At 71.1% G+C, this 20237-nt stretch carries 20 protein-coding genes and 1 pseudogene; 9 read left to right on the top strand and 12 right to left on the bottom strand.

Going from position 1 to position 20237, the window contains the following annotated elements; translation table 11 throughout:
* Positions 1-27 precede the first annotated feature (27 nt).
* A complete protein-coding gene (locus AB0I15_RS47140) occupies positions 28-834 on the top strand; it encodes an NAD(P)H-binding protein (RefSeq protein WP_358112050.1) in 807 nt (268 codons plus the stop codon).
* A gap of 24 nt (positions 835-858) precedes the next feature.
* On the opposite strand, the gene AB0I15_RS47135 is transcribed toward AB0I15_RS47140, so the two are convergent.
* The 4 genes from AB0I15_RS47135 to AB0I15_RS47120 are packed head-to-tail and all read right to left on the bottom strand — an operon-like array spanning position 859 to position 4753.
* The gene (locus AB0I15_RS47135; protein WP_358112047.1) at positions 859-1530 is read right to left on the bottom strand and encodes a phosphotransferase; all 672 of its coding nucleotides are present in this window, start codon (positions 1528-1530) and stop codon (positions 859-861) included.
* Between the two features lie 9 nt (positions 1531-1539).
* Positions 1540-2118, bottom strand: a complete 579-nt coding sequence (locus AB0I15_RS47130; RefSeq protein ID WP_358112044.1) for a DUF305 domain-containing protein — start codon at positions 2116-2118, stop codon at positions 1540-1542.
* Positions 2119-2171: 53 nt separating this feature from the next.
* Complete coding sequence (locus AB0I15_RS47125) at positions 2172-3017, bottom strand: DUF1996 domain-containing protein (protein WP_358112041.1); 846 nt, start codon at positions 3015-3017, stop codon at positions 2172-2174.
* Between the two features lie 17 nt (positions 3018-3034).
* On the bottom strand, positions 3035-4753 hold the full coding sequence (locus tag AB0I15_RS47120) for a discoidin domain-containing protein (protein WP_358112038.1): 1719 nt from the start codon (positions 4751-4753) through the stop codon (positions 3035-3037).
* 311 nt (positions 4754-5064) lie between these two features.
* On the opposite strand from AB0I15_RS47120, the gene AB0I15_RS47115 reads away from it, so the two are divergent.
* The 4 genes from AB0I15_RS47115 to AB0I15_RS47100 all read left to right on the top strand — a co-directional run bounded on the left by AB0I15_RS47115 (position 5065) and on the right by AB0I15_RS47100 (position 8633).
* Positions 5065-6054, top strand: a complete 990-nt coding sequence (locus AB0I15_RS47115) for a LacI family DNA-binding transcriptional regulator (RefSeq protein ID WP_358112035.1) — start codon at positions 5065-5067, stop codon at positions 6052-6054.
* 105 nt (positions 6055-6159) lie between these two features.
* On the top strand, positions 6160-6714 hold the full coding sequence (locus AB0I15_RS47110) for a hypothetical protein (RefSeq protein WP_358112031.1): 555 nt from the start codon (positions 6160-6162) through the stop codon (positions 6712-6714).
* 81 nt (positions 6715-6795) lie between these two features.
* Positions 6796-7626 carry a helix-turn-helix transcriptional regulator gene (locus tag AB0I15_RS47105; RefSeq protein WP_358112028.1) on the top strand — a complete coding sequence of 277 codons (831 nt, stop codon included), beginning with the start codon at positions 6796-6798 and terminating at the stop codon, positions 7624-7626.
* Between the two features lie 44 nt (positions 7627-7670).
* Positions 7671-8633, top strand: a complete 963-nt coding sequence (locus AB0I15_RS47100; RefSeq protein ID WP_358112025.1) for a zinc-binding dehydrogenase — start codon at positions 7671-7673, stop codon at positions 8631-8633.
* Positions 8634-8698: 65 nt separating this feature from the next.
* Here the strand turns inward: AB0I15_RS47100 and AB0I15_RS47095 are convergent, their stop codons facing one another.
* The 5 genes from AB0I15_RS47095 to AB0I15_RS47075 all read right to left on the bottom strand — a co-directional run bounded on the left by AB0I15_RS47095 (position 8699) and on the right by AB0I15_RS47075 (position 13330).
* Positions 8699-9886 (bottom strand): RtcB family protein, encoded by a 1188-nt coding sequence (locus AB0I15_RS47095; protein ID WP_358112022.1) that lies wholly within the window; start codon positions 9884-9886, stop codon positions 8699-8701.
* Between the two features lie 117 nt (positions 9887-10003).
* Positions 10004-10510 carry a PepSY domain-containing protein gene (locus tag AB0I15_RS47090; protein WP_358112019.1) on the bottom strand — a complete coding sequence of 169 codons (507 nt, stop codon included), beginning with the start codon at positions 10508-10510 and terminating at the stop codon, positions 10004-10006.
* A 248-nt stretch (positions 10511-10758) separates the two neighbouring features.
* Positions 10759-11070: a cupin domain-containing protein gene (locus tag AB0I15_RS47085; RefSeq protein ID WP_358112016.1), complete on the bottom strand. Its 312-nt coding sequence runs from the start codon at positions 11068-11070 to the stop codon at positions 10759-10761.
* A gap of 71 nt (positions 11071-11141) precedes the next feature.
* The gene (locus tag AB0I15_RS47080) at positions 11142-11927 is read right to left on the bottom strand and encodes an SDR family NAD(P)-dependent oxidoreductase (RefSeq protein ID WP_358112013.1); all 786 of its coding nucleotides are present in this window, start codon (positions 11925-11927) and stop codon (positions 11142-11144) included.
* Positions 11924-13330: a DHA2 family efflux MFS transporter permease subunit gene (locus AB0I15_RS47075; RefSeq protein WP_358112009.1), complete on the bottom strand. Its 1407-nt coding sequence runs from the start codon at positions 13328-13330 to the stop codon at positions 11924-11926. Before AB0I15_RS47075 ends, AB0I15_RS47080 begins: the two co-directional genes overlap by 4 nt.
* Before the next feature lie 79 nt (positions 13331-13409).
* Here AB0I15_RS47075 and AB0I15_RS47070 point away from each other — a divergent pair, with 79 nt between their 5' ends.
* The 3 genes from AB0I15_RS47070 (at position 13410) to AB0I15_RS47060 (ending at position 14767) form a co-directional block, all read left to right on the top strand.
* Positions 13410-14030 (top strand): TetR/AcrR family transcriptional regulator, encoded by a 621-nt coding sequence (locus AB0I15_RS47070; protein ID WP_358112006.1) that lies wholly within the window; start codon positions 13410-13412, stop codon positions 14028-14030.
* A gap of 71 nt (positions 14031-14101) precedes the next feature.
* Entirely contained in the window at positions 14102-14347 is a 246-nt protein-coding gene (locus AB0I15_RS47065) for a hypothetical protein (RefSeq protein WP_358112004.1), read from the top strand.
* Positions 14348-14359: 12 nt separating this feature from the next.
* Positions 14360-14767, top strand: coding sequence for a hypothetical protein (locus AB0I15_RS47060; RefSeq protein WP_358112002.1), 408 nt, complete (start codon positions 14360-14362; stop codon positions 14765-14767).
* 9 nt (positions 14768-14776) lie between these two features.
* On the opposite strand, the gene AB0I15_RS47055 is transcribed toward AB0I15_RS47060, so the two are convergent.
* The 3 genes from AB0I15_RS47055 to AB0I15_RS47045 form a co-directional block, all read right to left on the bottom strand.
* Positions 14777-15943 (bottom strand): CU044_5270 family protein, encoded by a 1167-nt coding sequence (locus AB0I15_RS47055; protein WP_358111999.1) that lies wholly within the window; start codon positions 15941-15943, stop codon positions 14777-14779.
* Positions 15940-16491, bottom strand: a complete 552-nt coding sequence (locus tag AB0I15_RS47050; protein ID WP_358111996.1) for an RNA polymerase sigma factor — start codon at positions 16489-16491, stop codon at positions 15940-15942. The genes AB0I15_RS47055 and AB0I15_RS47050 overlap by 4 nt, the downstream gene beginning before the upstream one ends.
* Positions 16492-16725: 234 nt before the next feature.
* The gene (locus AB0I15_RS47045; protein ID WP_358111993.1) at positions 16726-19923 is read right to left on the bottom strand and encodes a BTAD domain-containing putative transcriptional regulator; all 3198 of its coding nucleotides are present in this window, start codon (positions 19921-19923) and stop codon (positions 16726-16728) included.
* Positions 19924-20064: 141 nt separating this feature from the next.
* Between AB0I15_RS47045 and AB0I15_RS47040 the strand changes: the two are divergent.
* Positions 20065-20237 (top strand): annotated as a pseudogene (locus AB0I15_RS47040) (cytochrome P450); the annotation flags it as partial.

Below are 20237 nucleotides of genomic sequence, written 5' to 3'. Positions count from 1 at the left end.
GTCGGTGGCCTTTGCTTGACTCGGGGCATGACTGAGCAGGTGATCCTCGTCCTCGGTGCCACGGGCTCCACCGGCCGTCGCGTGGCGGAGCTGTTGCGAGCCGCCGGCCATTCCGTGCGTGCCGCCTCACGCAGCGGCGCGACCACCTTCGACTGGGGCAGACCTGACACGTGGGCGCCGGCGCTGTCCGGCGCGTCGGCGCTCTACCTCATGGCCCCCGACGGCACCCCGGTCGATCCCGCGTTCGTGGCGCTGGCCGAGGCGCAGGGCGTCGGGCGCATCGTGCTGCTGTCGAGCTCGGGCATCGAGATCATGGGCGACGAGCGCCTGATGGCCGCCGAGCGCACGGTGCGCGACAGCGGCGCCGCGTGGACGATCCTGCGCCCGAGCTGGTTCGCCCAGAACTTCGACGAGGGCTTCCTCCAGCCCGCGATCACGGCGGGCGAGGTGATGCTCCCGATGGGCGACGTGGGCCAGGCGTTCGTCGACGCGGGCGACATCGCGGCCGTCGCCGCCGCGGCCCTCACGGAGGAGGGTCACGCCGGGCGCTCCTACGAGATCACGGGCCCGCGTTCGCTGCCGTTCGGGGAGGCCGTCGAGATCATCGGCCGGGCGATCGGCCGTGAGCTGCGCTACCTCGGCGGCGACGAGGACTACATCGCGGCCCAGGGGTTCTCCGGCCAGGCCATCGCCGAGGCCAAGACGTTCGCCGCCCTGCGCGACCTCGGCGACCAGCCGGTCTCCGAGGCGGTGAGCCAGGTGACGGGCCGCCCGCCGAAGCCGTTCGAGACCTACGCGCGAGAGGCCGCCGCCGCCGGGGCCTGGCGGCCGTAGACCCGCAAGGCCTGCGGAAGTCCGCTACCGGAGCCGCCGGATCAGGGCCACCGCCTCGTCCAGCAGCCCTGTCTCCCGCTCGCTCATCGCCCGGTCCGCCCCGCGCCGTGCCCTGGCCAGCTCCAGCGGCTCGCCCACGTCGAGGGCCTCGCCGAGCGCCGCGACCAGCGCGCGGAGCGACGAGTGCGCCGGCTCCCGCCAGTCGGGCAGCTCCGGATCCACGGCCGCCTGCGCGAGGATCACCACCGACAGCGCGCAGTCCAGCTCGGGCCGCCCCTCCGCCGCGTTGCACCAGTCGATCACCACGGGCCCGCGCGGCGTCAGCATCACGTTGTCCGGATGCAGGTCCAGGTGCAGGATCCGGTCGCCGGGTGCGGCCGACTGCCTGACCGGGATCTCGTGCAGCCGCCGCAGCAGCCGCGCCAGGATGTCGCCCACCTGCTCGGGCGCGATCTCCCCGGCGAAGAGGGCGTGCAGCATCGTGGGGCCGGACAGCCGTCCCATCACCAGGTCGGTGGGCCGTCCCTGGCCGGGGTGGACCTCGGGCACGGGATAGCCGTGCGCGGCGACGTACGCCATGATCGCCGCCTCCCGTCCGGCGTCGATGTCGGCGCGGTAGCGGCGCAGCACCCGGTCGTCGCCGAGCGCGTAGACGTCCGCGCTGCGCCCCGACCCCAGCAACTCCCCGATCTCCATCCAGCCAACCTACCGAGCCGCGACGCGATCCAGCTCGGCCAGTTCGGCGGCATGCGCGCCGGCCATCGCCGCCGCCAGCCCACGCACCTCGGCCGCGCCGCCCGCGCTCTGCTCTCCCTTGGCCACCAGCACGAGCTGATCCAGGTACGCCCGCAGCAGCGTCACGAACCGCCGGTCGAAGTCCGCCTTGCGCAGCGTGCCCAGCTCCCGCAGGTCGTCGGCGGTGGGCATGCCCGGCATGTCGTGCTGGACATGCGGGTTCTCCCCCGTGACGCGCGCCTGGGCGAGCAGCGCCCGCAGCCGGCTCCGCCCGGTGGTGCCGTGCGCCGTGCCGAGCCGGCCGGCCAGCTCCACGAGCGGCGGGCTGGCCGAACGCTCGGGGGCCAGCTCCAGCAGCGGCAGCGCCCGCGTGTGCAGGGCGTCGGCGAGCTGCAGCCACGCCACGTCAGTGGTGCTGAACGCGGCGGACGGCGCCGCAGGGGCGGGTGCGGCGGGGGACGGCGCCGCGGGGGCAGGCTCCGCGGGGGAGGCGGAGCAGCCCAGCAGGACGATGATCAGTGACAGGAACGCGAACCCCCGGAGCACCATGCCTCCCAGGTGAGGTCCGGGCGGATGGCAGGACCACCCGCCCGGAGAACGGGTTACGACGGGCGCCCGTCGGCGCCGCACTTGATGATCGGGCGGATGCAGTCACGCACCCGGCGCTCCATCTCCGCCGCCGGCCAGGCGTTGAAGAAGTCGCCGTGCATCGTGAACCCGCCTCCCGACGCCAGCCGGAACCGCGACGGATCACCGCTGACGGGGTAGCGGATCACCTGCCGCAGCTTCGGCACCGGCACGGGATGCGTGCTCGGGCACTGCCCGGCCACCGGATAGGCCATGTGGCTCTTGTGGTCGGCGGAGTCCAGGTCCCGCCCGTTCCAGCACTGCGGGAAGTCCAGGTACGACTCCAGCATCGTCCCCGACGGGCAGTTGACGAAGTCCTTCGAGGCGCCCACGTGCCCCGCGTGCAGGCACGACCACCGGGAGATCGTCGTACTGTCCGGCGCGGTCGCCTTGGCGTTGCCCGCCACGATCCGCAGCCCCAGCGGCAGCGACTGGATGCGGGCGATGATGTCGTCACGCACCCCTTCGCCCAGGTAGTAGAACGTGACGATGGCCGGCTCCACGGGAGCGCCGTCCCGGTAGAGGGTCGGCACCCAGTACGACGACTTGTCCACGGCCGGGTTGCAGTTGGTCGCGCCGTTCTGCAGGTCGGCCAGGTTGGTGTGGGCGTTGGTGACGCGGCTGCCGAAGAAGCTGTGCATGTGCGAGGCCCCCGGCAGCCCGGGGAAGACGATCGGGTCGTCGGGCAGGCGGTGGCTGAACGGGCAGTCGGCGAGGAACTCCGCCACCCGTACGGGCTCGGCCACGGCGGGGCGCGGCACCACGGCGAACGTGGCGAGCAGTACGGACAGCAGGGCGAGCAGTCGTGAGGCGCGTAGCATGGCGGCTCCCTTGGTGATCATTGATAGACCCGCACGTAGTCGACGAGCATCCGGGCCGGGAACGGCGTGGAGGCGTCCGGAGGCCCCGGCCAGTCACCGCCGACCGCGAGGTTGAGGATGAGGTAGAAGGGGTGGTCGAAGATCCAGGGACCCCGGGTCTGCTCCACCTGGTCCTTGCTGATCGTGAACACCGTCCGCCCGTCGAGCGTGTAGACGATGCCCTTGCTGTCCCAGTTGGCGGCCCAGACGTGGAAGTCGTCGGAGTAGTCGGCCCCGTTCGGCAGCGTGTACGGCGACCCGACGCCTCCGCCGCCGTTGTACGCGGGCGCGTGGACGGTCGAGTAGGACGTCTTCACGTCCTTGCCCAGGACCTCCATGATGTCGATCTCGCCGTTGTACGGCCACGGCCGCCCGGTCAGGAAGTCGGCTCCCATCATCCAGAACGCCGGCCACAGCCCGTTCCCCTTGGGCACCTTGATCCGGGCCTCCACCCGGCCGTAGGTGAAGTGGAACTTCGTGCCGGTGTTCATCCTGGCCGAGGTGTACTGGCAGGTGGTGCTGCCGGTCAGCGGGTCCGTCGGGCACGAGGAGCCCGGCGTGGCCTGCTTGCGGGCCTCCATGACCAGATGTCCCTGGCCGTCCATGGAGGCGTTGTCGTGGTTGGTGTAGTACTCCAGCTCGTTGTTCGGCCCGGTGCCCGGGTCGGCCCGCCACTTGCCGGCGTCGGGCTTGCCGCCGGACGGGCCGTTGAACTCGTCGCTCCACACCAGGGCGGGCGGGTTGGCGGGGTCCTTCGGCGGGGCGGGTGGGTCGGTGGGGTTGCCGCCTGTGCCGTACACCTGGAACTCCCACAGGCTGTAGCCGTAGGGGGTGGCGCGCTGGGTGCCGTACATGCGGACGTACCGGCCGGAGCCGCTGACGTTCAGCGTCTGCTTGAAGCCGGTGCTGGTCGTCGTGCTGTAGACGGTCGTCCAGTTGGAGGCGTCGGGCGACACCTGGATCTGGTACGCCCTGGCGTGGGCCGGGTCCCACTGCAGCACGACCTTGCTGATCTGCGCGGTCGCGCCCAGGTCCACGTAGATCCAGCCCGGGTCCACCCAGCCGGTGGTGGAGCTGGTGGCCCACCTGCTGGCGGGGTCGAGGTCGAACGCCCTGGCCGGGGTGCACTCCCAGCAGTTCCCGTCGTGCTGCGAGGTCGAGGCCACGCCGGGCTTGTTGTACGACAGCAGCCGCTCGCCGCCCGAGCCGCTCCCGGTGCCGTACACCTTGAGCTCCCAGAGGCTGTAGCCGTACTGGGTGGCGCGCTGGGTGCCGTGGACGCGGACGTAGCGGCCGCTGCCGGAGACGGCCAGGGTCTGGTTGCCGCCGGTGCCGGTGGTCGTGGAGTGCAGGTTCGTCCAGGAGGTGCCGTTGCCGGACACCTGCACCTGGAAGGCCGTGGCGTACGCGGCCTCCCAGCTCAGCTCGACCTGGCTGATGGCGGCGGTGGCGCCGAGGTCGACCTGGATCCATTGGGGGTCGGCGAAGGCGCTGGACCAGCGGGTGCCCGCGTCGCCGTCCACGGCGGCGGAGGCCGGGAAGGCGACGTTCTCGGTGGAGGAGGCGGTGGCGGGTTTGCCCTGGGACAGCAGGGCGTCGGCGGCGCCGGCGGGCAGCGCCGCCGCCAGCGACATGGTGATCATGAGAACGACGAGCGTCGCCAGGCGGCGCAGGGCTGGGCTGCGGGGTGGACTCACAACGTCTCCGTCAAACTGGGGGGATGGTTCGAGGGAGCGCTCCCTGAAATGGAGACTGCTCGCGTCTCATACCGCTGTCAAGGTCCGCGTTAACTCCCGGGAAACCTACCTGACGCATTAGAGAGCGCTCTCTCAACGCCTCTCGGAAAGGCGGATGCCCATCTGACCTGGCATGACGACCGGCCCCCTGGTGTAACGCTCTTGGGCCCGCCCACCGCCCGAGAAACACCCGAAAAACGACCCGTCTTGACTGCCGGCCGTCCCGCACCGCACCCTTCTGAGGGAGCGCTCTCTCATATCGGAGGAGGCACGTGAACCGTCCCACCCTCGAGGCCGTGGCCGCCCGCGCCGGCGTCTCCAAGTCCAGCGTCTCCCGCGTGATCAACGGCGCCTCCACCGTGGCCCCGTCGATCCGCGACGTCGTCCTGAGAGCCGTCAGGGAGCTCGGCTACGTCCCCCACGCCGCCGCCCGCAACCTGGCCACCCGCCGCACCGACGCCGTCGCCCTCGTCGTCTCCGACCCGCCGAAGGGCCTGGTCTCCGACGACCCGATGTTCTCGGCCGTGGTCCGCCAGGCCAGCAGGAAACTGGAGGCGGCGGGCAAGCAGGTCGTGCTCATGCTGGCCGGCTCCGACGACGGCCGCGCCCGCGTGGCCCAGTACGTGGCGGCCGGTCACGTGGACGGCGTCGTGCTCATCTCCATGCACGGCACCGACACCCTGCCCGCCACGCTGGCCCGCAAGGGCCTGCCGATCGTCTCGCTGGGCCGCATGAACCCCACCGTCCCGTACGTGGACAACGACAACCTCGGCGGCGCCGGCCTGGCCGTACGCCACCTTCTCCAGCGGGGCAGACGCCGGATCGCCACGATCACGGGCCCCCTGGACATGATCGCCTCCCAGGAGCGCCTCACCGGCTACACCACCGTCATGCGCGAGACGGGCCACCGCTCGATCGTCGCGCTCGGCGACTTCACCAGGATCTCCGGCGCCGACGCCATGCGCCAGGTGCTCCAGGACGACCCGGGCCTGGACGCCGTCTTCGCCGCCAACGACCTCATGGCCATCGGCGCCCTGCGCACCCTGCGCGAAGCGGGCCGCAGGGTGCCGGACGACGTCGCGGTGATCGGCTTCGACGACATCGAAGCCGCCCTCTACACCGCCCCCGCGCTCACCACGATCCACAGCCCGATGACCGACTGGGCCACCGCGACCGTGAACCTCCTGCTCGGCCTCTTCGACGGCGGCCCCGACACCCCCGTCCTCCTCCCGGCCGAACTGGTCGTCCGGGAGTCGGCGTAATCACACCTGTGTAATTGACTGCGCAACTCTGGAATAACGGCAGGCACCGATGTATGCATACATAGTGGACAGGGAGGTCGCAATCTAGCCATATGGGCGGCATTTATGGCGCGACGACACACCCGGAAAGGCGCAAGAAGGAGCGCCCGCGCACGCCGATCAAGACGACGCCCCAAGCGCAACAACGCGCTCACGATCCTCATCACGGAAATTCTCAGCATCGTCATCATCGCCATTTCCGTCTCACGTGACGACTGGGCCACCGCGGGCTGGGCGGCCTGCGTGGCAGTGGCCATCCCCTGCTGGCTCATCGCCTGGCAGATCCCTACGCACTGTGGCGTCACCACGCTGAAGGGCTCGCCGTGCCAGAACCCGACGAAGGGCATCCTGTTCGGCTGCGGGAAACACACATGGGACAAGGTGTTCGCGAGATTCGGCCTCAAGCGCCGCCCGGCCGCGCAGGTAAGGCGGAAAGCCACTCCCGCGGCACCGCCGCGCCCGGCGGACGCGGCGGCGTTTCACGAAATGCCGGATAACTCGACGGTGGCCGTTCAGATCGTGGAAAGCCGCCGCGACTTCTTCACATTCTGGCTGGCGGTGACCGCGACCCTGGCCGGCGCCATCTCCGCGGCGAAGGACATCAGCGAGTTGTTCGACTGAGCGGCGGGCAGCCCCGAGCGCTACGGCAGGAAGCGCGAGCCAGGGAGAACTTTGGGGCCAATGGTCGCCTATGGTGTTTTTGTGACAGCCAGTCCAGGTCACCGTGACCAGCTCAAAGTGTTCCTGCGGGCCAAGAGGGAGGCCCTCAGGCCCGCCGACGTCGGCATGCCCGCCGCGGGGCGCCGCCGTACTCCCGGGCTGCGCCGGGAGGAGGTGGCCGTGATCGCCGGGGTCGGGGTGTCCTGGTACACCTGGCTGGAGCAGGGACGCGACATCAAGGTCTCCGGTGCCGTACTGGATGCGATCGCCCGCGCGCTGAAGCTCGACGAGGCGGAACGCACGCATCTGTACGTGCTCGCCGGCCTGAACCCGCCGGACCCCGAGGGCCGGCCGGGCGCGCCGGTGAGCGAGCAGCTTCGCGCGGTGCTGGACGCGTGGATGCCCAACCCGGCGCACGTGCTGGACCGGCACTACAACCTGGTGGCGATGAACGACGCGGCCAGGTGGGTGTTCGGGTTCGACGACGACGTCAGTAACTGCATGGTGGCGTTCTTCACCCACCCGACCTACCGTGGCCGGTTCACCGAATGGGACGAGTTCGCCCAGGACATGGTGGCCGACTTCCGCGCCAGTTCGGTCCGGTACCACGACGACCCGCTCTTCGGGCGGATCGCCGAGGAGTTGTGCACGGCCAGCCCGCGCTTCGCCGAGCTGTGGGCGCGGCCGGAGGTCCGCTCCCGCTCCCAGGGGATCAAGGCGATCACCCACCCCGAGGCCGGGGATCTCACCTTCGAGTACTCGCTGCTCCGGCTGCCGGATCGGGCGGATCTCAACGTGGTGCTGCACACGCCGCACCCCGGCACCGACACCAAGGAGAAGGTGCGCAGCCTGGTGGTGGCAGACCCAGGATGAGCTGATACTGCCTCGGCGAAGGCCGTCCCAGCAGGATGGACGGCATGAAGGCGATCACGATTCCCGAATTCGGCAGCGCTGACGTTCTCCGCCTGGACGACGTCCGGATCCCCGAGCCTGGGCCGGGGCAGGTCTCCATCGACGTGGACTACGCGGGCGCCAACTTCGCCGAGGTCCTCTACCGGCGGGGCGTGGTGGACGTGCCGCTGCCGTTCGTACCGGGCATCGAGGTGTCCGGTCGCATCCGGGCGCTCGGCCGCGGCGTCGAGGGGCTGCGGGTGGGCCAGGCCGTCGCCGCGCTGACGATCGTCGACAGCGGTGGCTACGCCGAGGTGGTGACCGCCTCTGCCGACCTGGTGGCCTCCCTGGACGGCCACGACCTGGGGATGGGCGTCGCGGCGGCGCTGCCGTCCAACAGCACCACCGCGTTTCTCGTACTCGACCGGGTGGCCCGCATCGAACCGGGCGAAAGCGTGCTCGTGCACGCCGCCGCCGGAGGCGTGGGCAGCCAGCTCGGCCAGGCCGCCCGGCTGCTGGGCGCGGGCCGGGTGGTGGGCACCGTGGGCAGCCCCGCCAAGATCGGGACGGCCAGGGCGTTCGGCTACGACGAGGTCGTCCTGCGCGACCAGGTGGCCGAGGCCGGTCGGTTCGACGTCGTGGTGGACATGGTCGGCGGCCCAGCGCGACGGGGCAGCTTGGACCTGCTCGCGCCGATGGGCCGGATGGTGGTGATGGGCAACGCCTCCGGCGCCGAGGACGTCGGGATCTCGGCCAACGAGCTGTGGTTCACCAACAAGGCGGTCTGCGGGTTCAACCTGGCCGCGTTCGCCGCCGCCTTCCCCGCCGAGGCGGGCCGCGCGCTGCACCGGGCGGTGGCCGCGGCGGCGAGCGGGGAACTGCGGCTGCGGGTCGAGTCACTGCGGCTGGAGCAGGCCGCGGAGGCACACCGCCGCATCGAGTCGGGCCGCACCACCGGCAAGCTCGTACTCGAAGTCGACCAGATGTGAGCGCCGCGCGGCGACCGGCTCGAGCACGTCGAGCCGGTCGCCCTCCAGGCGGTCTCGGTAGGGCCTCAGCCCTTGATGCAGATGAGCTGCCGCAGGTGCGCGACCACCTGCACCAGATCCGTCTGGGCGGCCATCACGGACTCCAGGTCCTTGTACGCCCCCGGGATCTCGTCGATGACGCCGGAGTCCTTACGGCACTCCACCCCCGCGGTCTGCTCCTCCAGGTCCTTGACCGTGAACGTCTTCTTGGCCTTGTTCCTGCTCATCTTCCGCCCCGCCCCGTGCGAGGCCGAGTTGAACGCCGCGCCGTTGCCCAGACCCTTCACGATGTACGTGCCGGTGGCCATCGAGCCCGGGATGATCCCCAGGTCACCGCTGCCCGCCCGGATCGCGCCCTTGCGGGTCACGAGCACGTCCACGCCGTCGTACCGCTCCTCCGCCACGTAGTTGTGGTGGCAGGAGATCGGCTGCTCGAACGCGATGTTCGGCAGGTGCCGCCGCAGCACGTCGCAGACCAGGCCCATCATGAGCGACCGGTTGCGCCGCGCGTAGTCCTGGGCCCAGAACAGGTCGCGCCGGTAGGCGTCCATCTCCGGCGTACTGCCGAGGAACACCGCCAGGTCACGGTCGACCAGCCCCTGGTTGTGCGACAGCCCCCGGGCCACGCCGATGTGGTGCTCGGCGAGCTCCTTGCCGATGTTGCGCGACCCCGAGTGCAGCACCACCCAGACCACGCCCTCGTCGTCGGCGCACACCTCCAGGAAGTGGTTGCCGCCGCCGAGCGTGCCCATCTGCACCTCGGCCCGCTCCCGCCGCGCGTGGACGGCCGGCGCGAGCTCGTCGAAGTCCTTCCAGAACTCGGCCCACCCGGTCGCCTTCATCCCGTGCACCTGGCCGGGATCGACGGGCCGCTTGTGGTGCCCGAACCCCACCGGGATGGCCTGCTCGAGCTTGCCGCGCAGGTAGGCCAGGTTGTCGGGGAGCTGCGAAGCCTTGTACGAGGTCTTCACCGCCGTCATCCCGCACCCGATGTCCACCCCGACCGCGGCCGGCGACACCGCGTCCTTCATCGCGATGACCGAGCCCACCGTCGCGCCCTTACCGTGATGCACGTCCGGCATGACGGCGACACCGTGCACCCACTCCAGGTTCGCCACGTTGCGTAGCTGCTGCATCGCCTGCGGCTCGACCGACTCCGGGTCCGCCCACATCCTGAGGGGCCGCCGAGTTCCGGTCACCTCGTTGTACGCCATCTCGTATCGCCTCCTCCCGATCACATTCCGAACGCGATCTATGAGGCCAGAGTACGCAGACCCACCGCAACCGAATTGGCCCTGGCGACGATGTCACCATGAAGGCACTCGGCACCGCTAACCGATCTTGGTCACGGCGCCGGTCCTGGCGTCGACCTTGATCCCCTGCCAGCCGCCGTCCAGGGTGGCGACATCGGCGTCCCAGACGAGCAGGTCGTTGTCGTACCGGTCCAGGCTCATGTGGGTGATCTTGCTCTGCGGCGCCGAGGCGGACACCTTCTCCACCGCGTCCTCGAAGGTGACCTTGGCGTCCTTGACGATGCCCGCGACCCTGGACTTCTCCGCTTCGCCGGTGTCCTTGGCCCTGGGGCCGGACACCACCTTGCCCGAAGCGCCCACTTCCAGCAGCCGCTCCGTACCGTCGGATCCGGCGAGCTGGACCTCCCAGACCTGGCCGCCGTTCTGGGACTGAACCGAGAGGATCGTGGAGCCCTTGACGGCGTTCATGGCCACGGCGCCCGCCTTCTCGAGGCTCGCCGTGTCGCCGGGCGCCTGGCCCGGGGTGCCGCTGGGGTCACCCGGTGACCCCGACGGTGACATGAGGCCGGCGGCGGCGCCCTCCACGGGCGCCGCCCCGCGGGCACCGGACCGCGTGTCAGCGCTTCCACAGGCCGCGGCCACGAACAGGGCAGAGCCGAGGAAGATGGCGCTAATGATGGCATTTGTCCGTCTTGCACCGTCCATACGGATGACGCTGCCCGGGACTCGACAAAGGCACGCCCGAAAATCGGGCAACAGCGGCCAGCCCGGTGCCCCTCCCTTCGCACAGGGAGGTCACGTCCCGGCCGCCTCGCGTCGCGGCCGCACATGCCTCAGTTACCGAACTGCTTGGTCTCCGGCTTCTCGACCAGCAGCGTGTGCGCCGGCTCGTCGGCCACCGGCCGATGCCGCAGCCCACGAGGGATCACGAAGACGTCCCCCGGCGTCATGACGACCGGCTCACGCCCCTCCAGCTCGATCCTGAACGTGCCGTCCCAGCACAGGAACAGCTCGTCCTCGTCGTGGTGGTGCCAGGGGAACTCCCCGTGCAACTGGGCCACGCGGACCACGGTGTCGTTCACCTCGGCGAGCTGCCGCTGCTGGAAGGGCCCTGGCAACGTCGCGATGACCTCGGGAATGTTCACGCTCTCCTCCTCTTTGGATGCCTGCGATCCATCCAACCGGCCGAAGTGGACCTCTCCCAGAGCCAATTAGCTCAAATTGGCCATCCTTTCGAGCCAATCACCTCCAAGGTGAGCGCGTGCAGCCGCTCCGCCGCCCGCCGGTCGAAGGCGGGCCCCGCCACGTCGATGGGCCGCTCCCGCATGAAAGCCGTGAGGGGCGCAGCAGGCGGATCGTCGATGCGCGCCATGATCGGCCGGATGCCCTCCTCGACCGGCATCCCGTGCCGCTTCAGCGCCTCGACGTGCGCGGCGGTCGTCTCGTCGTACTCCCCGGCCACGCTCGTCGCCACCCCGCCCGGATGGATCAGCACATATCCGGTACGGTCTCCCCGCCGCGCGGCGAATGCCACCCCCAGCAGGTCGTTCGCCTTCCCGGCCTGGAACTGGGCCGTCATCCCGTCGTACCCGCGCTCCAGCATGAGATCGTCCCAGTGGACGAGCCCCGTCGGCTGCCCCGGCCCCGACACGTTGACGATGAGCCTCACCCCGGCCAGCCCAAAACTCAGCAGGAACCTGCTCAGATAGTCCAGCGCGAACGTCCCCTCCACCCCGTCCGCCGTCACGAACCGCCGCGTACGGAAGAACCGCGCCCCCAGCACCAGCGCGTCCACCTCGGGAAACCGTTCGTTGACCGCCTCGATCACCCGCCGGTTCTCCCCGATCAGGCTCAGGTCGGCTCCGATGAACACCGCTCCCGGCAGCGCCTTCGCCGCGTCCCGCCCCACGACCACGACCGTGTCGCCCCGATCGAGGTAGGCCCGCGCGAGCGCCTTCCCCATCCCGTCGGTCCCGCCCGTGATCACCAGCGTCTTCGTCATGGGGTCCTCGCGAGTTCGTCCCGTACGGGCGCCTGCGCGCCGGGCCTGCCCGGCAGCAGCGGGATGACCGCCAGCACGATCACATTGGCGGCGACGGCGAGCCAGAAGATTCCGCGGAACCCGGTGATCACGTCCGCCGCGCTCTGGATCACGATCGTGACGAGTGCGACCCCGAGGGCCGCCCCGAGCTGGTTGAGCATGTACAGGACCGAGCTGCCCTGCGCCACCATGGGCGGGGGCAGCGTGCGGTAGAGCGACCCCATCGTCGGCGCGCTGAAGAACCCGCTCCCCAGCCCGATCGTGAACGCCGCCAGCGCCGGCCACACCTCCGGCGTGTCGGCCCCGACCCGCGTCAGGGCGAACGCGCTGACCACGGCCACGATCGCGCCGCCGGTGGCCAGCCCGCGGGCGCCGAGCCGGTCGGACAGCCGCCCGGCCAGCGGCATCGCGATCGATCCGCCGAGCCCGACCGGAGCCATGAGCAGCCCGGCGGCCAGGACGCCGTGCCCGTGCGCCTGCTGGTAGTAGAGCGGCAGCGCGAACAGGGCGGAGAACAGCCCCATGCCGCCCAGGCCCATGATCGTCACACTGGCGCTGAAGCCGCGATTGGCGAACAGCCGCAGGTCGATCAGGGGAGAGGCCTTCCTGGCGTGCACCGCGTACCCGATCAGCAGCACTCCGCCCACCACGAAGGGCAGCAGCACCTGCCAGACCGCGAACGCCCCCTGCTCGGCCGTCTGCGACAGCGCCAGCACCACGGCCGCGAACCCGGGCCCGAGCAGCGCCAGCCCGACCACGTCCAGGCGCGGGCCGCCGCCCCGCCCCGCCTCGTCGCGAGGGAGCACCCGCAGGGCCAGCAGCAGCGCCACGGCCCCCACGACCACGCTGATCAGGAACATCGCCCGCCACGTCAGCGTGCCCAGGATCGCCCCGCCCGCGATGGGTCCCAGCACCGGGCCCAGCGACAGCACCACCCCCATCAGCCCCATCACCCGCCCGGCCCGGCTCGGCCCGGCGGCACGGGCCAGCAGGATCAGCACCAGCGGGTCGAGCAGCCCGGCGCCGACCCCTTGCAGCACCCGGAACGCGATGAGGCTGCCGACGTCCCAGGCCAGTCCCGCGGCCAGCGAGCCCGCGAGGAAGATCGTCAGCCCGGCGATCCACAGGCGTTTGCCGCCGTACCGGTCGACGGCCCAGGTCGTGAACGGGATGGTGGCCGTCACGGCCAGCAGGAACCCGGTGGACGCCCAGCCGATCACGCTGAGCGAGGTGCCGAAGGCCGAGGCCAGGGTGCCGGTGGCGACGGCCGCCATCGTGCTGTTGAGGATCCCCAGCAACCCGCCGAGCAGCACCACGGCGATCGTCGCCAGCAGGCGCGCGTCGAAGCGCTCATTTGAACTCATTGGTTCAAGCTAGTTATCTCGCACGTTCGCGCGCAACCCGTTCGTCCATGAACTTGAACCAGCGCGTACAATTCGACACATGACCAGTACGCGGGGACGGATCGACAAGCGGCAGGCGATCCTGGAGGGCGCGTTCACCGTGTTCGCCCGCCAGGGCTACGCGCAGTCCTGCGTGCAGGAGATCGCGGACGAGGCGGGGGTGGCCAAACCGACGGTCTACAACCACATGACCGACAAGGCCACGCTGTTCCGGCATGCCATGGAGGCCTCCGCGCGGACCACCCTCGACCAGCGGATCGCCGCCCTGGAGCCGCTCACCGCCCCGGGCGACGACCTGTCCGCCACGCTGGAGGAGGTCGCCCTCGACCTGCTCCGGCTGCACACCGACGGCCGCTCGTGCGCGCTGCGCCGGCTCCTCTACTCGGAGATCACCCACTTCCCCGACATCCTGGACATCGTCAAGGAGAGCGGTCCCGACCGCCTCAACCAGGTCCTGGCCGACCGGCTGGCCCGGCTCGCCCTCGCGGGCCGCCTGCGCACCACGGACCCCGACCTGACGGCCGAGCAGTTCATGGCGCTGCTCCTCGGCCCCCTGGAGGCCCGCTCACAGATGGGGACCCGCCAGCTCGAGGACTCCGAGCTGCGGGTCATGGCCCACGCCGCCGTGGAGACGTTCGTCCGGGCTTGGGGCGTGTCCTAACCAACACGCATGGCGAATAAGGCCGACAAGACCTCTTGTCGCTGGTAAGCAAGGGATATAGTCTGCCGCGTGTGGTGGAACGAGACGACTACGCGGCCATCCGCGATCGGATCATCAGGCTCTCTCACCTCCACGGCCTGCGCTGCGACTGGGCGGAGACGACCCGGCGGCAGCGCTTCCTCCTGCTGTGGGACCCCGAGGGCCGGGTCGCGGCCCGCGCGATCGTCCCGCTCTACCCAGGGGAGGCCCCCTACCTGGTGGACCTACTCGAACGAGGGCTGGCGCACCTGTTCGGCGACGGCTGGCTGAAGGACTGACTGGAGCACCCGATGACCGCAGACCGCGTCGACGTCCACGTCACCATGGCCGGCACCCTGTGGCTCGCTCAGGTGGACGGCGTGGCCGGCGGCATGTCCGCGCGCACGCTCAAAGAACTGCACGCGGACATCGCCGAGGCGCTCCCCTTCCTGTTCGCCGACCGTGCCCAGCCGCCGTCGCCGTCCTACCACTACGCCCTGCCGGGCCTGTCCGAGCAGGATCTCGACGACTTCGCCGCCCTCCAGCGCCAGGCCGCCGCGATCGCCGAGGACTACACGCGCACGCTGAAGAAACGCGTCAAGCACATGCACGAGCTCGGCCTGTCCGACGGCGACATCGGCGAGTTGCTCGGCCTCACCAAGCAGCGCATCCAGCAGATCCGTACGAACGCCAACGACGAGGCCCGCCAGACCGCGTAACCCGCCAGGTCACGAGGCGGGCCTGGCGTCCGTCCAGCCCGCCTCGAGCAGCACATTGGAGCTGCGCACGAGGCCCGGCTCGAAGGCGCTCTCCTCCTTGCCCGGCTTCACCGCGACGGTCTCGACGGCCAGCGGCCGGCCGGTCTCCTCATCGAAGATCAGCCGATTCTCGGTGACCCCGCCCCTCGGCCCGGGCTCCTCGATCGACACGGCCGTGCCCTGCCGGTTCTCGGAGTCGGTCACGTCCTCGGTGACCTCGACGCCGTCGAGCTCGGCCAGCATGCGGAACGCCGCACCCCGCACCTCGGGCGTCACCGGCATGTCCATGATCAGGCCGACGCTGACCCTGAAGAGCCACACGTCGCCGGACATCTTCTCGCTCGAGGACTCGGTCCCGTGCCCCTTGTACGAGGCCAGCAGCCACCTCTTCAGCTTGCCCGGGTCGCCCGGCAACTCGCGCAGATCCTGCATCGAGACGTTCTTGCCCAGCCAGAACACCTTGTCGCCGTCGACCAGAGGGCTGCGGTCGGTCCTGACCTTGCCCTCGGAGGTGGACAGCGTGGCCGCGAGGCGCTTGCCCGGCACCACGATCTCGATCTCGGACGGGGACCCCGCCCGCTCCCACGCCTGGCGGTCGGTCTCCCCCGCGGGCTGGACACCGAGCGACTGGCTACGGAACCACTGCTCACCACCGGTGGCGCTGGGCGTCCAGCCCTCGCTCCGCTGCTTCTCCACGACCAGGTATCCGCCCTGCTTGGCGGCGAACAGGGTCCGCAGCACCGTCACGCTGTGCCAGTAGTCGCCGCTCCCCTCACGCTGCCGGCCGGCCTTCTCCGCCGCGGCCAGGAGCACCTCACGCGCCGACAGCTTCACCCGGGGCGCACTGGTGGAACCTGGGCTCTCACTCACCGCAAGCCGCCCGCCATCAGGCGCAGGCGGCGTCGTGGGCCCGTTTCCCGACATGACCACCGCCACCGCGGTCACAGCCGCCGCCGCGGCCCCGGCCAGCCCCAGACCCCAGGCGGGCCGCACCGCCGCGGACCGCCGTCGCGCCGCCTTCGGCCGCCGCGGACCGGACATGGCCCGGGCCAGCTCAACGGCTCTGGTGTGCTCGTCCACCGGCCGCTCACCGAGATGCGCGGGCCGCGCGGCCCGAAGTTCGTCGATCGGGTTCATGACCACTCCTCGCTGAGATTCCGCACGTGGGACCTGGACGGCGACACTCCGCCCCGGCCGGCCTGAGCCGGGAATTCCGTCTCCATCGCCTGCTTGAGCCGCTTGCGCGCCCGATGCAGCCGCACCCGGTACGCCGCCGACGAACACCCGATCACCCGAGCGGCCTCCTTGGGCGACAGTCCGTGCCAGGCGACCAGGATGAGAATCTCCCGGTCGTCCTCCTGCAGCGAGGCCAGCGCCCGCAGCACCCCCATCCGCTCGGTCACCTGCTCGGCCACGTCCCCCTCGGTCCAGGCCCGCAGCTCGGCGGCCATGGCCTCCCGCCGGACCTCGGCCCGCACGTTGTCCCGCAGCACGTTGCGGGCGACACCGAGCAACCAGGGCAGCGCCGGCTCAGGCACGTCGTCCAGCCGCCGCCAGGCGATCGCGAACGTCTCGCTCACCACCTCGTCCGCGACCTGGCGCCCTGCCCGGCTGACCACGTAGGCCCAGACCCGTTGTCGGCATTCGTCGTACATGCCGGTGAACCGGTGCGAATCATCCGTCACCGCCCAGCCCCTTCATTCGGAATGCGTTCCTCTGACACCAGGAAGTGGTCCGAGCCCTTCCGTTGTTACACGGGTTCCGGAGGACGGCGGGGCGGCTTCTGTTACACGGGTTCCGGAGGACGGCGGGGCGGCTTCGCGTCATGGAGGTGTTCCGGGCCGGGGTGTCGCACGCGAGCCCGCCAGGGAGCCTGGTGACCGTCGCGTTCGGGTCTCAAGAAAGCGCGCGCTCCTCGTTCACGAACCGAGCGTGATCGCGGTCAGCTCTCGCCAGTCCCGCTGCCGGCCGGCCCGGCTCGCCTCGGCGAAGACCGCCTCATCGAGGCGATCACGGGCGGCCTCGGCGATCCGGGACGCGTCCCGCTGCGAACGATCCGCCGTGCCCCGCACCCCGTCAGCGGCCGCCAGCAACCGCACCGCCTGCTCGTCATCGCCCTGACGCAGCGCCAGGTCCGCGATCCCGACCAGCACCTCGGCGATCACCGGCGGATAAGCGTGCTCCACCGCCGCATCCAACGCCGCACCCCGGTACGCCCGAGCCTGCTCGAGATCATCGGCCAGATAACCGGACAGGTCCATCACCTTGGCCCGGAAGGCGACCCCCATGTCCTCACTGCCCAGCACCGCCCGCACCGTGGCCAACCGCCCACGCGCCGCCTCCGGCTCCCCCTGCCAGCGCGCCAACTGCGCCTGTGCCAACTCCAGCTCGGCCAGGGTGTCCGGCCAGGTCATCCCGCCCGCGTACCGCTGCGCCTCGGCCATCGCCACCTCGCCGGCCCGCTCATCACCCAGCAACCAGAACAACTGCGCCTGCCGCGCCCGCACACTGATCACGTCCTCGCTCGCCCCCACCTCGCCCAGCGCCGCCGCCGCCTCCTCGAAGTGCTCACAGGCCAGGCCGAACACCCCCCGCATCGCCAGCCGCTCGGCCAGGAACGTCAACGCCATCGAGATCCCCCACCGATCCCCCAGCCCCCGGAACTCCGCCAACGCCAGGTCGACATCGGCATCCACATCGGTCTCGTCGCCCCCCAGCGTCAACCGCAACCGGCCCCGCGTCAGCCGCGCCTGCGCCCGCACCCACGGGTCGTCGTCATCGGCGATCAACGGCTCGAACGCCGGCAGGAACCCCGTCGGCTCCCGCAACATCCGCTCCAGCGGCCCGACGAACCCGAGCAGCGAATTGCGATATCCACGGTCCCGGGTGACCCGATGCGCCGCCTGAATCCACTCCCGCGCCTGATACTGATCGCCCCCGATCCCCGAACTCACGAACACCGTCACCATCGTGTACGCCATCGCCCGCACCTCGTCGGGCACCTGCCCCGGCAACGACGCCGCCGCCACACTCAGCTCGGTGCCCTCGGCCCGATGCCCGCTCAAGAACCAGTACCAGCCCACGGCCCCGACCAGCCGCATCGCCTCTTCCGCCCACCCCTCGGCGATCGCCCCACGCAACGCCGCCCCGATGTTGTCGTGCTCGGCCCCCAGCACCGCCAGCCACTCGAGCTGCTCGGCCCGCCTCAGGTGCGGATCGGCCGCCTCGGCCAGCTCGGTCACATACCCCAGATGCGCCCGCCGCGCCGCCTCTCCCTCCCCCGCCTCGGCCAACCGCGCCGCCGCGTACTCCCGGATGGTGTTCAACATCCGGTATCGCGGCATCCCGCCACTGCCACCGCCATCGGCCTCGGCCACCAGCAGCGACTTCTCGATCAACGCGGTCAGCACGTCCAGCACCCGCTCACCACCGGCCGGCGCACCGTCGAGCCCGTCGCACACCCGCTCGGCCGCCTCCAGACTCACCCCACCGGCGAACACCGACAGCCGCCGCAGCACCCCCCGCTCCGCCTCCGACAACAGATCCCAGCTCCAGTCCACCACCGCCCGCAACGTCTTGTGCCGCGCCAACGCCGTCCGGCTCCCCCCGGTCAGCAACGCGAACCGATCATCGAGCCGCCGCGCCAACTGCTCCACCGACATCGTCCGCAACCGCGCCGCCGCCAACTCGATCGCCAACGGCATGCCGTCCAGCGCCCGGCAGATCCGCGCCATCGCCGCCACCGACCCCCCGTCGCCACCCACACGCGCGCCCGTGCCGACGTCCTGACGCACCAACCCCGCACGGTCCCGCAACAACCGCACCGCCGCCGATCCGGCCACCTCCGCCGCACCCGCCCCCGGCGCCGGCAGCGCCAACGGCTCCACCTGCCACAGCACCTCGCCCGTAATGCCCAACGGCTCCCGGCTCGTGGCCACGATCCGCAACCGCCGGCACTCCCCCAGCAACCGGTCCGCGAACACCGCGGCCGCCTCGATCACATGTTCACAATTGTCCAGTACCAACACCACCGCACGCTCGCGCATCGCCGCCACCAGTCGATCCATCGCGTCCCCGCCCCGCGCCCCACCCGGCAACGCCTGGTCCCGCAACCCCAGCGCCGTCAACGCCGCCTGTGCCAGCTCACCCCCCGCCCGCACCGACGCCAGCTCCACCAGCCACGCCCCATCCGGCAGCTCCCCCAGCAGCACCCGCGCGCACTCGGTCGCCAGCCGCGTCTTGCCCGAACCGCCCGGCCCCGTCAACGTCACCAGCCGATGCCCCAGCACCAGCCCCACCACCGCGGACACCTCCGCGTCCCGCCCCACAAAGCTCGTCAGCTCCGCCCGCAGATTCGACCGCCGGCCCTCCGCCCGCTCCCCCAGCTCGCCCCGCAACAACGCCGTGTGCATCGCCGACAGCTCCGCCGACGGATCCGCCCCCAGCTCCTCCGCCAGCAGCTCCCGCGTCCGCGCGAACACCGTCAGCGCCTCACTGCCCCGCCCCGCCTCGGCCAGCGCCCGCATCAACGCCGCCACGAACCCCTCCCGCAGCGGATAGGCCCCCACCAGATCGGTCAACTCCGACACCAGCTCCGAACCCCGGCCCAGCCGAAGGTCGGCCTCCACCCGGTCCCCCAGCGCCGACACCCGCGACTCCTCCAACCGGGCCGCCACCGCATCGAACGCCTCGCTGCCCTCCAACGCGATATCGGCCAGCGCCCGGCCTCGCCACAGCCCCAGCGCCGACCGCAGCAACTCCGCCCGCACCCCCGGCTCAGCCCCCCGCGCCTGCCCCACCAACTGCTCGAACCGGCACACATCCACCGCCTCGGCCGCCACCGCCAGCCGATACCCACCCGCCTCGGCCTCCACCAGGCCGCCCGGCACCACCCGGCGCAGCCGCGACACCAGCGCCTGGACCGCGTTCACCTCGTCCGCCGGCGGCCGCTCCCCCCAGATCCAATCCACCAGCCTCGCCCGCGACACCACCCGCCCGGGCTCCAGGGCAAGCGCCGCCAGCAACGCACGCAACCGTGCCCCCGGAACCTCGACCACGGCCCCATCACGATCGCGGACCTCGAACGGCCCCAGCAATTCAACGCGCACATCAGACATTGTGCCGAAAGGTGACGACGTCTCGAACCGGGTGCCAGCGAAAACGGAGTGCCATGTCAGTGTCCATGTCAGCACGGCGACGGCCCGGTATCAGAACGGTCGGCGATGGTGATCGTCATACGCGAGACGAGAGGAACGGCCATGGAGCACACCATCACGGCGCTACCGACCGCACGTCGGCCCGGCTGCCCGTTCGACCCGCCCAAGGAGCTGATCGAGGCCCGCGAGCACAGCCCGATCAGCCGTCTTCCCTTCCCCGACGGGCACCAGGGCTGGCTGGTCACCGGCTACGACCTGGCCCGGTCGATCCTGGC

Source organism: Nonomuraea sp. NPDC050643 (assembly GCF_040654715.1).
Lineage (GTDB): Bacteria > Actinomycetota > Actinomycetes > Streptosporangiales > Streptosporangiaceae > Nonomuraea.
The sequence above is the reverse complement of the archived record's forward strand: the minus strand, read 5'-3'. Positions and strand labels throughout refer to the sequence as shown.

Bases quoted from the DNA above. Each gene is read 5' to 3' on its own strand.
- AB0I15_RS47140 (WP_358112050.1), top strand. From the start codon at position 28: ATGACTGAGCAGGTGATCCTCGTCCTCGGTGCCACGGGCTCCACCGGC.
- AB0I15_RS47135 (WP_358112047.1), bottom strand. From the start codon at position 1,530: ATGGAGATCGGGGAGTTGCTGGGGTCGGGGCGCAGCGCGGACGTCTAC.
- AB0I15_RS47130 (WP_358112044.1), bottom strand. From the start codon at position 2,118: ATGGTGCTCCGGGGGTTCGCGTTCCTGTCACTGATCATCGTCCTGCTG.
- AB0I15_RS47125 (WP_358112041.1), bottom strand. From the start codon at position 3,017: ATGCTACGCGCCTCACGACTGCTCGCCCTGCTGTCCGTACTGCTCGCC.
- AB0I15_RS47110 (WP_358112031.1), top strand. From the start codon at position 6,160: ATGGCGCGACGACACACCCGGAAAGGCGCAAGAAGGAGCGCCCGCGCA.
- AB0I15_RS47100 (WP_358112025.1), top strand. From the start codon at position 7,671: ATGAAGGCGATCACGATTCCCGAATTCGGCAGCGCTGACGTTCTCCGC.
- AB0I15_RS47095 (WP_358112022.1), bottom strand. From the start codon at position 9,886: ATGGCGTACAACGAGGTGACCGGAACTCGGCGGCCCCTCAGGATGTGG.
- AB0I15_RS47080 (WP_358112013.1), bottom strand. From the start codon at position 11,927: ATGACGAAGACGCTGGTGATCACGGGCGGGACCGACGGGATGGGGAAG.
- AB0I15_RS47075 (WP_358112009.1), bottom strand. From the start codon at position 13,330: ATGAGTTCAAATGAGCGCTTCGACGCGCGCCTGCTGGCGACGATCGCC.
- AB0I15_RS47070 (WP_358112006.1), top strand. From the start codon at position 13,410: ATGACCAGTACGCGGGGACGGATCGACAAGCGGCAGGCGATCCTGGAG.
- AB0I15_RS47060 (WP_358112002.1), top strand. From the start codon at position 14,360: ATGACCGCAGACCGCGTCGACGTCCACGTCACCATGGCCGGCACCCTG.
- AB0I15_RS47055 (WP_358111999.1), bottom strand. From the start codon at position 15,943: ATGAACCCGATCGACGAACTTCGGGCCGCGCGGCCCGCGCATCTCGGT.
- AB0I15_RS47045 (WP_358111993.1), bottom strand. From the start codon at position 19,923: ATGTCTGATGTGCGCGTTGAATTGCTGGGGCCGTTCGAGGTCCGCGAT.